Source organism: Aquimarina sp. AWH4_224 (assembly GCF_056160245.1).
Genome location: NZ_JBSWWU010000005.1, coordinates 302,037 through 316,636, shown reverse-complemented (window position 1 = coordinate 316,636; position 14,600 = coordinate 302,037). Strand labels below are relative to the sequence as shown.

Annotated in this window: 13 protein-coding genes; 4 read left to right on the top strand and 9 right to left on the bottom strand. The window is 34.5% G+C overall.

Features of this window, described 5'->3' with window-relative positions; genetic code table 11:
• The first annotated feature begins 4 nt into the window (after window positions 1-4).
• From ACXAGJ_RS12320 to ACXAGJ_RS12305, 4 genes are all read left to right on the top strand, one after another.
• Window positions 5-976: a CdaR family protein gene (locus ACXAGJ_RS12320; protein WP_474840260.1), complete on the top strand. Its 972-nt coding sequence runs from the start codon at window positions 5-7 to the stop codon at window positions 974-976.
• A gap of 2 nt (window positions 977-978) precedes the next feature.
• Entirely contained in the window at window positions 979-1,557 is a 579-nt protein-coding gene (coaE, locus tag ACXAGJ_RS12315; RefSeq protein ID WP_474840258.1) for a dephospho-CoA kinase, read from the top strand.
• Between the two features lie 84 nt (window positions 1,558-1,641).
• A complete protein-coding gene (locus ACXAGJ_RS12310; protein WP_474840256.1) occupies window positions 1,642-3,210 on the top strand; it encodes a sensor histidine kinase in 1,569 nt (522 codons plus the stop codon).
• A gap of 3 nt (window positions 3,211-3,213) precedes the next feature.
• The gene (locus ACXAGJ_RS12305) at window positions 3,214-3,927 is read left to right on the top strand and encodes a response regulator transcription factor (protein WP_073316271.1); all 714 of its coding nucleotides are present in this window, start codon (window positions 3,214-3,216) and stop codon (window positions 3,925-3,927) included.
• A gap of 37 nt (window positions 3,928-3,964) precedes the next feature.
• Here ACXAGJ_RS12305 and miaA read toward each other — a convergent pair whose 3' ends face one another.
• From miaA to ACXAGJ_RS12260, 9 genes are all read right to left on the bottom strand, one after another.
• Window positions 3,965-4,876 (bottom strand): tRNA (adenosine(37)-N6)-dimethylallyltransferase MiaA, encoded by a 912-nt coding sequence (gene miaA / locus ACXAGJ_RS12300; RefSeq protein ID WP_474840254.1) that lies wholly within the window; start codon window positions 4,874-4,876, stop codon window positions 3,965-3,967.
• Window positions 4,873-5,706, bottom strand: a complete 834-nt coding sequence (locus ACXAGJ_RS12295) for an ion transporter (RefSeq protein ID WP_474840252.1) — start codon at window positions 5,704-5,706, stop codon at window positions 4,873-4,875. The genes miaA and ACXAGJ_RS12295 overlap by 4 nt, the downstream gene beginning before the upstream one ends.
• Window positions 5,707-5,736: 30 nt before the next feature.
• Window positions 5,737-7,707 (bottom strand): DUF3857 domain-containing protein, encoded by a 1,971-nt coding sequence (locus ACXAGJ_RS12290; RefSeq protein ID WP_474840250.1) that lies wholly within the window; start codon window positions 7,705-7,707, stop codon window positions 5,737-5,739.
• Window positions 7,700-9,073, bottom strand: coding sequence for an exonuclease domain-containing protein (locus tag ACXAGJ_RS12285; RefSeq protein WP_474840248.1), 1,374 nt, complete (start codon window positions 9,071-9,073; stop codon window positions 7,700-7,702). Before ACXAGJ_RS12285 ends, ACXAGJ_RS12290 begins: the two co-directional genes overlap by 8 nt.
• 158 nt (window positions 9,074-9,231) lie before the next feature.
• Window positions 9,232-9,894 (bottom strand): YggS family pyridoxal phosphate-dependent enzyme, encoded by a 663-nt coding sequence (locus ACXAGJ_RS12280; RefSeq protein WP_474840246.1) that lies wholly within the window; start codon window positions 9,892-9,894, stop codon window positions 9,232-9,234.
• Between the two features lie 69 nt (window positions 9,895-9,963).
• Window positions 9,964-11,202 carry a DUF1015 domain-containing protein gene (locus ACXAGJ_RS12275; RefSeq protein WP_474840244.1) on the bottom strand — a complete coding sequence of 413 codons (1,239 nt, stop codon included), beginning with the start codon at window positions 11,200-11,202 and terminating at the stop codon, window positions 9,964-9,966.
• 11 nt (window positions 11,203-11,213) lie between these two features.
• The gene (locus tag ACXAGJ_RS12270) at window positions 11,214-12,341 is read right to left on the bottom strand and encodes a redoxin domain-containing protein (RefSeq protein WP_474840242.1); all 1,128 of its coding nucleotides are present in this window, start codon (window positions 12,339-12,341) and stop codon (window positions 11,214-11,216) included.
• Window positions 12,342-12,435: 94 nt separating this feature from the next.
• Entirely contained in the window at window positions 12,436-13,323 is an 888-nt protein-coding gene (locus tag ACXAGJ_RS12265) for a 3-hydroxybutyryl-CoA dehydrogenase (protein ID WP_474840240.1), read from the bottom strand.
• Between the two features lie 120 nt (window positions 13,324-13,443).
• Window positions 13,444-14,409 carry a Gfo/Idh/MocA family protein gene (locus ACXAGJ_RS12260; RefSeq protein ID WP_474840238.1) on the bottom strand — a complete coding sequence of 322 codons (966 nt, stop codon included), beginning with the start codon at window positions 14,407-14,409 and terminating at the stop codon, window positions 13,444-13,446.
• Window positions 14,410-14,600: the final 191 nt, after the last annotated feature.

The window sequence follows — 14,600 nt, the reverse complement described above, 5'->3', positions numbered from 1 at the left end:
GCATATGTCAAACCGAAAAAAGAAGACTTTTTTATTCAAAAGAAGTAGTGTAAAAACTTTTCTGTTTTTTTTAGGTTTCACTTCTCTTTTATGGTTATTCATTCAATTTTCTAAAAATTATACAAAGGAAGTAGAGGTAGGTATTCGGTATACCAACTTGCCTGAGGGTAAAATCTTTAATGAAACTAGTGATCAAACCTTAAGAATGACTTTGAATGGTAATGGTTTTCGTTTGATCAATCATAATTGGCAAAAACCTATTCTAGAATTTAATGCCGAAGACGCTGTGTCCAAAAATGAAGATCATTTTTTGTTTTTTGTGGATAAAGAATCTTCAATTTTACAAAGTAAACTAGATTTTAAGGGACGGGTGTTGGCCATACAAAAAGATACACTTACTTTGAGACTGGATATTAACCTTGAGAAAAAGGTTCCCATAGCGATTCTTCAGGATATACAATATGCCAATGGGTATGGGAGCGATAAGGGTTTGGTGATTACTCCGGATTCGGTGATGGTCAGTGGTCCTTCGGCTATGATAGATACCTTGCAACAGGTACAGACAATACCATTAAGTTTAGAAGGGCTTAATGTAGATTACTCCTCAGAATTAGAAATCGACACTCAGGTTTTGCCAACCAATGTCAAGGTATCTCCGGTTCAGTTAAAAGCTGAGATATTGGTAAGTAAATTTACAGAGGGAAGTCAAAGGATCCCTATCGTCCTAAATAATGTGCCTGAAGGAGTAAATATTAAAATCTTCCCCAAAGAAACATCAATTGTGTATCGTGTAGGTCTGGATAAATACAACGAGATTACCGAAAGAGATTTTCGAGTAGTAGCCGATTATGCAAAAGCATCAGAAGAAAGTGTATTTCTAACTTTAGAACTGACGGATATTCCAGAGTCGATTCATGATGTGCGACTTCAGGAAAAACAAGTACAGTTTGTTGTTCTTAAACAAGAAAGTAATTAAGTATGAAAGTTGTTGGTCTTACCGGGGGTATTGGAAGTGGTAAATCTACAATCGCCCGGATGTTTGAGGATTTAGGAGTGGCAGTTTATATAGCAGATATTGAGGCAAAGAAACTGATGAATGAGAATCCCAAAGTAAAAAAGAAAATTACAGATTTATTTGGAGAGGAGGCTTATCAGAATAATACTTTAAATAGGCCCTTTATTGCCAATATTGTTTTTAATGATTCGGCCCAGCTCGAAAAATTAAATGCAATCGTTCATCCTACAGTGGCTAATCATTTTGACAAATGGAAAGGTCGCCAAAAAGGTACTTATGTTATTAAAGAAGCGGCTATCTTATTCGAAAATGGAGGGTATAAACAGTGTGATCATACGATCCTTGTTGTGGCTCCATTAGAATTGAGAATTTCGAGAGTATTGAATCGAGATCAGTCCACTAGAGATGAAATTTTATCCAGAATAAAAAACCAGTGGGATGACGATGAAAAAATTCCTTTGGCCGATTTTGTTATACAGAACATCGATTTGCAAGATACCGAACAACAAGTCAATGAGATACACCAGAAAATATCTCGCTAACTACCTTGTAATCCTTATCCTTCATTTTGTTAACATTTGGTTAAACCCTAAAGTAGCTAAATGTTAAAGTCTTACTTTTGATCTATGAATAAAAGGTTATTCGTATTGCTGATAATCCTGATGAGTTTATCGTTGATTGGGATTATTTTTGTTCAGGGATATTGGATTAACAACACTGTAGAGAATAATGAAGAGCAGTTTTCTTTTAATGCAAAACAAATTCTGATTTCTGTATCCAATGGGATACAATACCGAGAGTTTGAGGAGATGTTTTTTCCTTTGCGGGAGATCATTCACAGCATAGAAGAACCCGATAATAATACAATTCGTCAGCTGTTGAACCTTAGTATAGACAAAAGAACAAAACCTTTTGAATATGCTAATGAAATTTTGGAGGAGGATGCAAAATTATTCTCTTCGTTCATTAATTTCAATATTGATACAGTTCGTTTAAAGAGTATTTTAAATCGAAATGTAGAAAACTCTTTACAAGAAACCCAGAATAGTAATACAGAGCTTAGTGCAACGTCTAAGTTAGAAAGAAGGATAAAAGGGTTAACAGACCTGCAGAGAAAGGACTATGAAATTTTAATAGGAGAAATTGCGAGTTTTATTCCTATTCATAGAAGGGTAAAGAAAAAGGAAATTGAATATTTATTAAAAAAAGAGCTTGAAGAAAGAGATATAAAGGTAGGTTTTGAATATGCGATTTACAGCCGTTCTCTTGCTACCAAAGTACGTTCTGAAGATTTTAATTTGGATCACCCTGCAACTTATGCTATTGCGCTGTTTGCAGATGATCAAGGAGCTAGCGAATATCAGTTATTAGTTAATTTTACTGGTAAAAAACAATATGTACTTTCCACTATTAAAGGAATGGCCATACTTTCTATCATTTTTACGCTGATTATTGTAATTGCTTATTCGAGTGCATTGTCGCAATTGATGCAACAACGACAGATCTCCCAAATTAAAACCGATTTTATTAATAATATGACGCATGAGCTGAAAACTCCAATCGCTACCATCAACCTTGCTCTGGATGCTATCAAGAATCCTAAAATTTCGGGAGATAAAGAAAAGTTGCAACGGTATATGACAATGATAAGAGAAGAAAATAAGCGAATGCATGCCCAGGTCGAAAATGTTTTGAGGATTTCTCAATTAGAGAAAAATGAACTTAATATCAAAAAAGACAGACAGGAACTACATGATATTATTGAAGATGCAGTGACACATGTCTCTTTGATTGTTGAAAATAGACAAGGGTATATCAAAACACATTTAGGAGCTTTAAAAACAACTATTTTGGCAAATGACAGTCATATGACCAACGTAGTTGTGAACGTTCTGGATAATGCAATTAAATATTCGGAAAGTGAACCCAAAATAGATATATATACTGAGAATGTAAAAAATAGTATCGTTCTTAAAATTCGTGACCATGGAATTGGTATGAGCAAAGTGGCGCAGAAAAAGATTTTTGAAAAGTTCTTTAGAGAACATACCGGAGATCTGCATAATGTAAAAGGACACGGATTGGGACTAACATATGTGAAACGAATTATAGACGACCATCATGGTCAGATATGGGTAGAGAGTGAAAGGGGAAAAGGCTCTACATTTATAATTAAATTACCGTTAATATCATAAAATATGGAAACAGAAAACAAAAAGATTTTGCTTGTAGAGGATGATCCGAACTTTGGAACGGTTCTGAAGGATTATCTAGTAATGAATGATTATGATGTTGTGCATGCTAAAAATGGTATGGAAGGCTTCGAAAAGTTCAAAAAGGATGATTATGACATGTGTATCTTGGATGTCATGATGCCTTATAAAGACGGGTTTACGTTGGCAAAAGAAATCCGTGATAAAAATGAAGAAATACCTATTATCTTCTTAACTGCAAAAGCAATGAAAGAAGATGTGCTAAAAGGATATAAAGTAGGTGCAGATGATTACCTAAATAAGCCTTTTGATAGCGAGGTATTATTAATGAAAATACAAGCTATTATGCAACGTAAGAGTACAGAGTCTGTTGCTGATAGTAAACAATTTGAATTCAAAATAGGAGGTTTTCACCTGAATTCAAAACTAAGATTCTTAACTTACAAAGAAGAAGATCCTATAAAATTATCTCCGAAAGAAAATGAATTACTTCGTCTTTTGGCACTGCATCTTAATGACTTAATGCCTAGGGAACTTGCGTTAACTAAGATTTGGAGAGATGATAACTACTTCACCTCGAGAAGTATGGATGTATACATCGCTAAACTAAGAAAGTATCTAAAGAAAGACGAGAATGTTGAAATATTAAACATTCATGGAGAAGGGTTTAGATTAGTCGTAAGAGGCGAAGAAGTATAGAGAGCATATAACGGTACTATTTCATAAGGCATCATAATTATTTTATGGTGCTTTTTTCTTTTATATAAGTCACTACTTCCTTAACATCTCCGGTATATGGGAACCATTTGATTTCTGGGTCCTTTCTAAACCAGGTGAGTTGTCTTTTAGCGAAACGGCGGGTGTTCTTTTTGATTTCTGAAATGGCAAAATCTAATTCCCATTCCCCATCAAAATGGGTAAACAATTCTTTGTATCCTACGGTATTAAGGGCATTTAAATTTTTGTGTGGGAGTAAGGATTTAACTTCGTCAATTAATCCTTGCTCAACCATAAGGTCGACACGTTGATTGATACGATCATAAATAACTTCTCTATCTGCTGTAATTCCTATTTTTATAGTGGAAAAAGGTCTGTTTTTTTTGGTAGCCGTAGTAAAAGAAGAATAAGGCTGACCACTACTAATACAGATCTCTAATGCTCTCATGACTCTATGAGTATTGTGTGTATCTACTTTAGCATAATACTCAGGATCCAAAGCTTTTAGCTGAGCTTGAAGGTGTTCTATGCCTTTGGTTTCATAAGTGATTTGTAATTCTTCCCGAATTTTAGGATCAACTTCCGGGAATGTGTCTAGTCCTTTGGTAATCGCATCAACATACAGTCCTGATCCTCCGACAAGAATGACAAAATCATTTTTTTGAAATAACACATCTATTGCTTCTAGGGCTTCTTTTTCAAAATCTCCTACACTGTAAGGTTCTGTAATGCTTTTGTGTTGTATAAAATGATGAGGTGCCTGGGCCAATTCTTCTTTTGATGGAACTGCAGTGCCAATATACATTTCCTTAAAAAACTGTCTGCTATCTGCAGAAACAATTTCGCAACCAAAATGATTGGCTAGCGCGATGCTAAGACTGGTTTTTCCAATCGCGGTAGGTCCTATAACAACAATCAGATTTTTATTCATTTCAGTAGATGTTCACCACATTTATGACAAAATTCGGCATCATCTCTATGATCACTCTCGTTGCAGTTGCCACAAGATTGTGTATTGAGATGAGTGTGGGTAGTTTTAATCTGGTGGGTGTATTCTGCACTTACAATACCTGTAGGTACAGCAATGATTCCATAACCCATAATCATTATAATGGCCGCCAAAAACTGCCCTAAAGGGGTGACTGGAGCAATATCTCCGTATCCTACAGTGGTAAGGGTAACAATACACCAGTAGACACTTATAGGAATACTTTTAAAACCGCTTTCTTCACCCTCTACGATATACATAACGGTTCCCATAATAATGCACAGTACCAGAACCGCAAATAAAAACACTAATATTTTGGCACGACTATCCTTAATCGCTTTTACTAATTTGTTAGATTCTCCAATATATCTGGAGATTTTTAAAACTCTAAATATTCGTAGTAATCGCAATGCACGAACCGTAAGTAAAGCGCTTGACCCAGCAAAGAAAAAAGATAAATATAGTGGGATGGTTGATAAAAAATCTATAATACCATAAAAACTAAAAATATACGAGGTAGGTTTTTTGATCGAAACGACCCTGGCAATATATTCAAAGGTAAAAAATATAGTAATGACCCATTCTGCATAATATAAGAACTCATAAATATCGATAGGAAGTCCTTTCACGCTTTCCAGCATGACAAATATAATGCTCAACACAATTAGGATAAGCAAGATGACATCAAAGACTTTTCCCATTGGAGTATCAGCCTCATAGATGACTTCATGCAATTTGTTTTTCCAGGTTTTATGTGGCGTGTCTTTTGTCAAACTAAAATGTTTTGCTTAAAAATACTAAAACTAGTTTATTTTTTTTATTGATATGACAGTATCTCTTTCAATGTCTACAATCAAGTTGAAAATTTCTTTCAAACTTGGATAATATTCTATAGGGTAATAAGGTGCATTAAAGCTTATTCTGTGGTTAATTAGTAATTTTTTACCATTATTTTGATAATTAATTGTTACCGTAGCTAACTTATTAGGAAGAGCATATCCTTGATTTTTTGGGAGATCTACAAATTTATAATCTTCCCCGATATTAATGGAAACCAAATATGTATATGAATCTTTAAAACCAAAATCTACCGGAAAAGTTCTTTCATTTAATGTAAATGGGTTTTTACTAAAAAAAGCTTCAGAAAAAGGTTTGACATAGATGATATTTTCAATTTGTTCTGTTGGAGCATTAAAATAAAACTCTTCAAGATATGATTTTTCGGTGTTTTCTTGGTTTTTGATAGTAACGTTGGTAATGATGCGATCAGGATATTGTTGTTGGATAGTTTCTCCTAAATTTTGAGAGGTATTAGCATACATTTTTTTTCTTTTAAAGTATGCGGGATATCCTTGGAAAGCATGAGTTACTTTACCAGTTATCATTAAATCATCATTCAGTGTAATGTCTTCTTTGTAAAAATGAGAAGAACGAAGTTTTGGTTCAATATCGATCCAACTGCTGCCATTTTTAAAATCCAGTAATCTCCCATATTGATTTAAGCATCTGAATGGGACTTCACCAAAATTGAGTGTTTTTTCTGTAGCATCCAAAAGGTAAGAGTTGTTTTCTGAAGATAAATGCACAATCAGGTAATTAAAGTCGGTAATTACCGGATATAATTTTGTAACATAGCCATTATCTCTGGTAGACATTAATATAGGTAACACATCAAACCCTTGTTGTTTGAGCACATTGTGAAGCAATATGTTGATACTCGAAACATTTCCAACTTTAGTGGCGATTACTTTTTTAATATCGCCATCAGTAAAAATTCTGTTTTTCTTATTCCACGTATAGTGTTTTGCGATGTAACGATATATAGCTTTCGCTTTGTCAATGTTGTTGGGTAGTGATTGGATTTCAAGAGGTAGTAGGTTCTTAACTAAATTTACTTTTTTGAGTTGAATACCAATACTAACTTCCTTTTTAATTTTGTTATCTACATCTTCCCATGTTTCGCTAAACTTTTTATTGACCCCATCAAATCCTTGATATTCCCTCAACTCAAAGTCTATTCTTGAAAAATAATTTTCTTTTGCGGTCATGTATTCTTCCTCAATGAACGCAGGAATGTCTTTCATAATATATACATTATGTGAGCAGTTAGAATAGCCGCCATTAGCAACTTCTAGACATTGTTTGATCAGGCTTTCATCCTTTGAATGAAGTTTTAGAGGTCCTACTAATTTGATGTTGTATAAATAGTTGCCAGGTAAATCAGTGATGTATTCACTATAAATTTTTGGAATATCATCTTGAAAATCCCATCCATTGAATTTAAATATAAATGGAGATTCTTGCTGGTACTTATAAGTTAATACAGAGCCAGGTTTAACATCAGGAAAAGTAAATTTGATGATAGAGTAATGCTCGTCGTATTTTTCTTCATAAACGTTCTCTTTTTCCAGTTTGGTTTTTATTACTTTCCCGTTTTCTAAGTTGTAGGTATATGCAACCAAATCTCGGTATGTTTCTCGTCTTCCTTTGTTATTGTAGAGAAAAATTTTGATGGTAGCCTTATCAAATCCTTGAGGGTTCAATATTTTGATTTTGGCCTCATAGTCAGTTAATAGATTATAGTTGTTACCATTTTCTATTCTACTATATCCTTTTTCATAGATATACAAAGCGTTAGCAGTACTGTCTTTAGGATAACTGTTATTTTCTAAATCAGCCTGGCTTACAACAAGATTAGTGCTGTTATAGGTGTTTTGTGCGCTAAGAAATAAGGTAAATAAGTTGAGAGTTATTAGAAGAAAACGTTTAATCATTCCTGTTTAATTTGACAATCTTTAATTTTTTATGCTGGCGAATGTAACTCTGAATAATATGTTGAGCATCTCGATTATGCTGCATAGGGGTAATGATCGTACGTAGTATTTCAATATTGTTGATTTGATGATTCAGATTGAAGTATCCAAACCCTTTAAATTTACCATCTTCAACCAAAATAACTCCTTGTTCATCAACATCTCGACCCCGATCAATGATAATCATATTCTGAGCTTCAAACGAGTTTTTATGAATTAATTTCTTTACTCGTTCATTATACTCATCCTTACTCTCGCTTCCAATACAAGCTCCTTCGCATTGTTTTATCGTATAATTAAAACAATTCCCTTTCCCATTAACCAGTCCCATTAATCGTTGGCAGAGATTAAATTCTTCTGTCCAACGATGCATATAGCTTTTTGCCTGTTGTCGATTAGTAAAAGTGGTAATGCTCTTTTCGCGACCATTGGCTTTGCCTACTTTTAGATTGATGTATCCATCATCGTCGACGAATTGATATAATGCCTGGTCAAATTTTGTTTTTCGTAAAGCTCGGTTGTACTTTGGCTTGTTTACTTTTATCTCTTCACTTTCTTTTAGCAAGGCAAGTAATTCGCTACCTGTAATTTCATACGATACCGATACTACTTCTTCTTGTATGCGTCTGGACTTTCTATTGTCATTGGTAAAGTGCTGATTGAGGCGTTTTCTAATATTCTTGCTTTTGCCAATGTAAATGATATCTCCATTGTCATTATGCATATAATACACTCCCGTAGCGATGGGAGCTTGCTCAATCAATCGGAGTAATTTATCATCGATCTGACGCTTGGGATCAGCTCTTACAGTATCGGTGATTATACTCTTTTCAGAATCTTTGGTGAGAAGTAACTTAAAAAGCTTTACCGTTGCAAGGGCGTCACCATTTGCACGATGCCTATCTGATAAGGGAATACCTAGTCCTCTTACCAATTTCCCTAGGCTGTATGATTTTTGATCAGGGATCAATTTTTTTGAAAGCTCTACAGTACATAAAGAATGTCTTTCAAAATCAAACCCTAATCTTGAGAATTCGGTTCTTAGTATTCGGTAATCAAAACTGGCGTTATGAGCAACAACTACACAATCCTCTGTAATTTCTACGATTCTTTTGGCAACCTCATAAAACTTAGGCGCATTGCGAAGCATGTCATTGTTAATACCAGTAAGGTTAGCTACAAAGGGTTGTATAGGACGTTCTGGATTAACTAAACTTATAAACTGATCAACAACCTGTAAACCATCAAATTTGTAAATAGCAATTTCAGTAATACCTTCTTCATTATATTTTCCTCCTGTTGTTTCTATATCTAAAATTGCATACATAGTTTACTGTATAGGCATTTGTTTTACTGTTAAGATGTTTTTGTGCTTTGAGTTTTCCTTTGTACCACTACTTAAAATGTAGTTTTTAAAATACTAAATTAACCCTTTTATTGATAGATCAAAATTAAAAGGGTGTATTGCTATTATACCTTTTGATATTAATGGTAATTTCTGGCACCAAAAATTGAACTTCCAATTCTTACCATGGTACTACCAGAAGCAATAGCGATTGCGTGATCTGCACTCATCCCAATAGATAGTGTTGTCAAGTTTGGATATTCTGGTCGTAATTGGTCAAAAAGACGTTTGATACCTCCAAATTCTGATTTTATTTGCTGTTCGTTATTGGTAAAAGTTGCCATTCCCATCAATCCTTTAATTTGTACATGAGTTAAGGAATTTACTTCTTCAGAGGCTAACAAAGTAATGGCTTCTTCTTCACTAAGACCAAATTTACTGTCTTCTTCTGCAATTTTGATTTGGATAAGGCATGAGATTATTCTATCATGTTTTTTTGCCTGTTTGTCAATTTCCTTGAGTAATTTCAAGCTGTCTACGGCATGAATCAAGTTCACAAACTCAGCCATATACTTTACCTTATTTGTTTGTACGTGACCGATCATATGCCATTGAATATCTTTTGGCATTTGTTCCCATTTTTCGGTCATTTCCTGAATTTTGTTTTCTCCAAAAACACGTTGCCCTGCCTTATAGGCCTGCATTAATTCTTCAACGGGTTTGGTTTTTGAAACCGCAACAAGGGTAACTTTTTCCGGAATTTCTGTTCGAATTCGTTCGAGATTATGTTGGATATCGCTCATAGGCTGCAAATATATCTAAAATCGACGAGGTAAAAGGTGCTATCCTTGCACTTAGAAGTGTGTTGGATATCAAAATTCGTAGATGGTAATACCGCTTCTCAATTTGGGTTCGATATAGGTGCTTTTTGGAGGCATTTTTAGCCCTTCATCCGCTATTTTTTTCATCTGCGAAACCGAGGCAGGGAATAAAACAAAACCTACTTGAAATTCTTGATTATCAATTCTACTTTTTACAGGAATAATATCGTTTTTACCGTGAGAATATTCAATTCTAGTATCAGTACGTAAATCTTCGATCCCAAGAATCGGTTTCAAAACGGTTTTATACAAAATTTGTGCATCTAATTCTTCTAGTGCATTGTCGAATTGATAAGTTGTTTTCCTGAGGTAAAGCGAATAGAATTCTCCATCCAGATACATGCTAAAATGATGAGGTTTAGAAGGTTTGTAAGCTTCTATTCCTCTGTTCTCTATACGAAACCATTCGTCTAACTTGATCAAAAACTCTTCTTTGGTCAATCCATTAAGATCTTTGATCAACCGATTGAACTCGTATATCCTCAGGTCGGACTCCGGAATCAAGTAACTCATAAAAAAGTTATAAGGCTCTTCTCCAGAATGATCGGGATTGTTGACTTTGAGGTCTTGAGCAAGCAGGTGAGAAGATGCAGAACGATGATGACCGTCTGCAATGTAAATAGTATCAATAGAAGCAAAAGCATCTTTTAGAGCTTCTATGGATTTGGAATCTTCGACCTTCCAGAGATAGTGTGTGTCTCTGTAGGTGGTCGTAAATTCGAATTCTGCTCTTTCCTTAATTTTTTTTGAAATCACATCTGATATGATATCATTGTCAGGATAGGTAAGGAGTACAGGTTCTGCATTAAATCCTACTGTTTTTAGATACTCTTTAAACGTGTTTTCTCTGTGTTGAAGCGTATCTTCATGTATTTTAATCACATTATTTTCGTAATCATCAGTACTGGCAGCTGCTACAATACCAGAAAAAGATTCTTGTTCTCGATTTACAATTTTATAAACATAGTAACATGGTGTCTCATCCTGAACAAAAATTTCATCTTCTTTGAATTCCAGATAGCGATTGCGAACCAGTTTGTAGCGTTCTTCTCCAGAGATTTCTTTTTGGTACTTATATCCCGGGTTAACAATATGCAGAAAAGAGTAGGGGTTGTAATCCATTCTTGAATCACGCTCAAAAGCCGTATAACTTTCATAAGATCTTGAGGCTACCAGACTTACTTTGTCTCTGGTTGGGCGAATTGCTTTAAACGGGTGGATTTTTGCCATAAATTAATTTACTATTTAAATAATTCAGTTAGCTTGTTTTTAAGCTCCTGTCCTCTAAGATTTTCGGCGATAATGACTCCTTCTTCATCAATCAAGAAATTATAAGGTATTACATAAATCGAATAAGCTAATGCCGGGAATGTATTGAATTCTTTTAAATCACTAACCTGTGTCCATGGTAATTCATCAGTTTGGATAGCTTTTATCCATGGTTTTTTTTTGGAATCTAACGATACACCTAAGATTTCAAACCCTTTGTCTTTAAATTGAACGTAAGTCTCTACTAAAAATGGGTTTTCTTTTCTACAAGGGCTACACCAAGATGCCCAAAACTCAACTAAAACATATTTTCCTTTGATATTAGAAAGCTTTATCAAATTTCCACCAATATCTGGTAATTCGAAATCGATATAATGATCTCCAATTTTGGGTTTTTCTGGTATTGCAAGATACTCTTTAACAGATAGACCATAGCTGGAGTTTTTCATTTTGTCTGAAAGTCCTTCGTACAATTTTGATACTTCTTGTTTATCCCAAGAAGTCTTGATATCACTCAATTTTTGTACACTAACATAGGAGTCTGGATAATCTTTTATAAAATTCTTTTCAATAGATCCCAGTTCATCCAATATTTCTTTACTTCGGTGACTTAGAGAGTCAAGATATTTTTTAGTGCCGTTGTTCTTCTGAAGCGGTTTTATAACTTCCATATATTCTTTTTCAAGAACTTTCTTTTTTTCTGAAAGTATATCAAATTCTTCTTGAGATTTGCCACCTACAACTTTAGCTGTATAGAGATTACTGTTCTCTACAGAGACCGTTATATTTTGATTTTCAAGCCATAGATAAGTAATACCTTGATTAAAATCTTTGGTGTGAATAAAAATCCTTTCTGGCTCTTCGACTTCACCATCAAACTCAAAGCTTTCATTTATAACCATTATAGAATCTTTATTTTTATTAGTACCATAAAATATCAAGGTGCTATCAGGAGTGTTTTTCATAGTGACTTCTACCTTATATCCAGAGGAGCTGGAAGTAGATTTGGTGTTTTGTTGTTTTTTATTTTCCTGTTTGCAAGAAAAAATGGAAAATACAAGTATAAAAATTAGAAATGATGTGTATGCTTTAGCAGCCATAGTTCATTTTATTAAATAATTGTTGCTAACAAAAAAGTTGGAGAATCATCTCCAACTTGTAAATATATAATTTCTGTATTCTGAAAGCTAGTCTTTATGCAAATTGCTTGGCAACTTTTTCTGCTTTTCTACTTTCCGAATAATCGTAAAATCCTTCTCCGCTTTTTACACCTAATTTACCAGCCATTACCATGTTAACCAATAGTGGGCAAGGCGCATACTTTGGGTTTTTGAAGCCTTCGTACATTACATTAAGGATAGAAAGGCATACATCAAGACCAATAAAATCAGCTAATTGTAATGGACCCATTGGGTGCGCCATTCCTAATTTCATCACAGTATCTATTTCGGTTACTCCGGCAACTCCATTATATAACGTTTCGATAGATTCGTTGATCATTGGCATCAGGATTCTATTGGCTACAAATCCAGGGTAGTCGTTTACCTCTACTGGGATTTTGCCTAACTGCTTAGATACTTCCATGATGGTTTGTGTCACCTCGTCAGAAGTGTTATATCCTCTAATGATTTCTACCAATTTCATGATAGGCACAGGATTCATAAAATGCATCCCAATCACCATTTCTGGACGATTAGTAACCGCTGCGATTTGTGTAATCGAGATAGAAGAAGTGTTTGTTGCCAAAATCGTGTCATCAGGACAAGCGTCGCTCAAATCTTTGAAAATCTTAAGTTTCAAGTCTACGTTTTCAGTAGCGGCCTCTACTACCAATCCTGCGTATTCTACACCTTCTTTTATACTAGTGTAAGTAGAGATGTTTGCCAAAGTAGCTTCTTTATCAGCTTCAGTAATTTTTTCTTTGGCAATCATACGATCCAAATTTTTGGTGATCGTTCCTAAACCTCTATCCAAAGCTTGTTGTGAGATATCAATAAGTTGTACTTTAAAACCTTTTTGCGCAAAAGTATGTGCAATACCGTTGCCCATAGTTCCTGCACCAATTACTGCTATGTTTTTCATGTGTATATTCTATTTTTTATGATCATAGAACTTGCCAAATTTCATTTTCGATGGTTGGTCAAAAACTTTGTTATGGCTTGTTTCATATGAGTTATTTGAGTGTATTGAAAGTTTAATTGTTTAGTGTTTGAAGCAATCGATAATTTTTAGAGCTACTTCCAAAGCTTTTTTACCTTGCTCTAGCGATACGATAGGAGTAGTGTCGTTTTTGATAGCATCTGCAAAAGTATCTAGCTCATCAAGGATTGCATTGTTTGACGGTATCGATGGATTATCAAAATAAATTTGCTTTCGCACTCCTTCGGCATTCTGCAAAATCATAGCAAAATCATCAGGTTGCTCGGGTGCGTCTTTCATTTTTACGACCTCACATTTCTTTTCAAAGAAATCAACAGAGATGTAGGCGTCCTTTTGGAAGAACCTTGATTTACGCATGTTTTTTAATGAAATACGGCTGGCAGTCAGATTAGCAACACAACCATTTTCAAACTCGATTCTGGCGTTAGCAATATCAGGAGTCTCACTGATCACAGATACTCCGCTTGCACTGATCTGTTTAACTTCAGAATGTACCACGCTCAAAATAGCATCGATATCATGAATCATCAAGTCCAGTACAACAGGTACATCAGTTCCTCTTGGATTGAACTCAGCCAATCGATGCGCTTCAATAAACATGGGGTTATCGATCTTTTTAGCTACAGCAGTGTATGCAGGATTAAATCGTTCTACATGTCCTACTTGTCCTTTTACGTTGTTTTGATTGGCCAGTCGTATCAATTCTTCTGCTTCTGCAACGGTATTGGTAATAGGCTTTTCAATAAAAACATGTTTGCCAGCCTCGATGGCTTGTTTGGCAACGTCAAAATGAGCAAAAGTAGGAGTAACTATATCCACCACATCAACGGCTTCAATTAATTCCTCGATAGAATTAAAAAGATGATATCCGAATTCTTTTGCAATTGCATTGGCTTGTGAAGAACTGGTATCGTAAAAACCAGCAAGTTCATAATTCTCGGATTGTTCAAGAAGACGTAAATGGATTTTACCAAGGTGTCCCGCACCGAGTACTCCGGCTTTGAGCATATTTCAATATTTTACACAAAAATAGTATTATTTATAAATTTTAAACCTTAAAAATATCTAAAAAGCAAAATTTAAGAATGGATTAGAAAACTGTGTAAGAACTGCTCTGTTTTTGATAAAAAGGTAATTGCTAGAATACTGCGTTTTTTTTTAATAGTTTTTTGAAATAAAATATATTCCAACGAAATGTT

What these genes read in the sequence shown, in the direction of transcription:
- ACXAGJ_RS12320 (WP_474840260.1), top strand. Translation starts at nt 5, where the DNA reads ATGTCAAACCGAAAAAAGAAGACTTTTTTATTCAAAAGAAGTAGTGTA.
- coaE (WP_474840258.1), top strand. Translation starts at nt 979, where the DNA reads ATGAAAGTTGTTGGTCTTACCGGGGGTATTGGAAGTGGTAAATCTACA.
- ACXAGJ_RS12310 (WP_474840256.1), top strand. Translation starts at nt 1,642, where the DNA reads ATGAATAAAAGGTTATTCGTATTGCTGATAATCCTGATGAGTTTATCG.
- ACXAGJ_RS12305 (WP_073316271.1), top strand. Translation starts at nt 3,214, where the DNA reads ATGGAAACAGAAAACAAAAAGATTTTGCTTGTAGAGGATGATCCGAAC.
- miaA (WP_474840254.1), bottom strand. Translation starts at nt 4,876, where the DNA reads ATGAATAAAAATCTGATTGTTGTTATAGGACCTACCGCGATTGGAAAA.
- ACXAGJ_RS12290 (WP_474840250.1), bottom strand. Translation starts at nt 7,707, where the DNA reads ATGATTAAACGTTTTCTTCTAATAACTCTCAACTTATTTACCTTATTT.
- ACXAGJ_RS12285 (WP_474840248.1), bottom strand. Translation starts at nt 9,073, where the DNA reads ATGTATGCAATTTTAGATATAGAAACAACAGGAGGAAAATATAATGAA.
- ACXAGJ_RS12280 (WP_474840246.1), bottom strand. Translation starts at nt 9,894, where the DNA reads ATGAGCGATATCCAACATAATCTCGAACGAATTCGAACAGAAATTCCG.
- ACXAGJ_RS12275 (WP_474840244.1), bottom strand. Translation starts at nt 11,202, where the DNA reads ATGGCAAAAATCCACCCGTTTAAAGCAATTCGCCCAACCAGAGACAAA.
- ACXAGJ_RS12270 (WP_474840242.1), bottom strand. Translation starts at nt 12,341, where the DNA reads ATGGCTGCTAAAGCATACACATCATTTCTAATTTTTATACTTGTATTT.
- ACXAGJ_RS12265 (WP_474840240.1), bottom strand. Translation starts at nt 13,323, where the DNA reads ATGAAAAACATAGCAGTAATTGGTGCAGGAACTATGGGCAACGGTATT.
- ACXAGJ_RS12260 (WP_474840238.1), bottom strand. Translation starts at nt 14,409, where the DNA reads ATGCTCAAAGCCGGAGTACTCGGTGCGGGACACCTTGGTAAAATCCAT.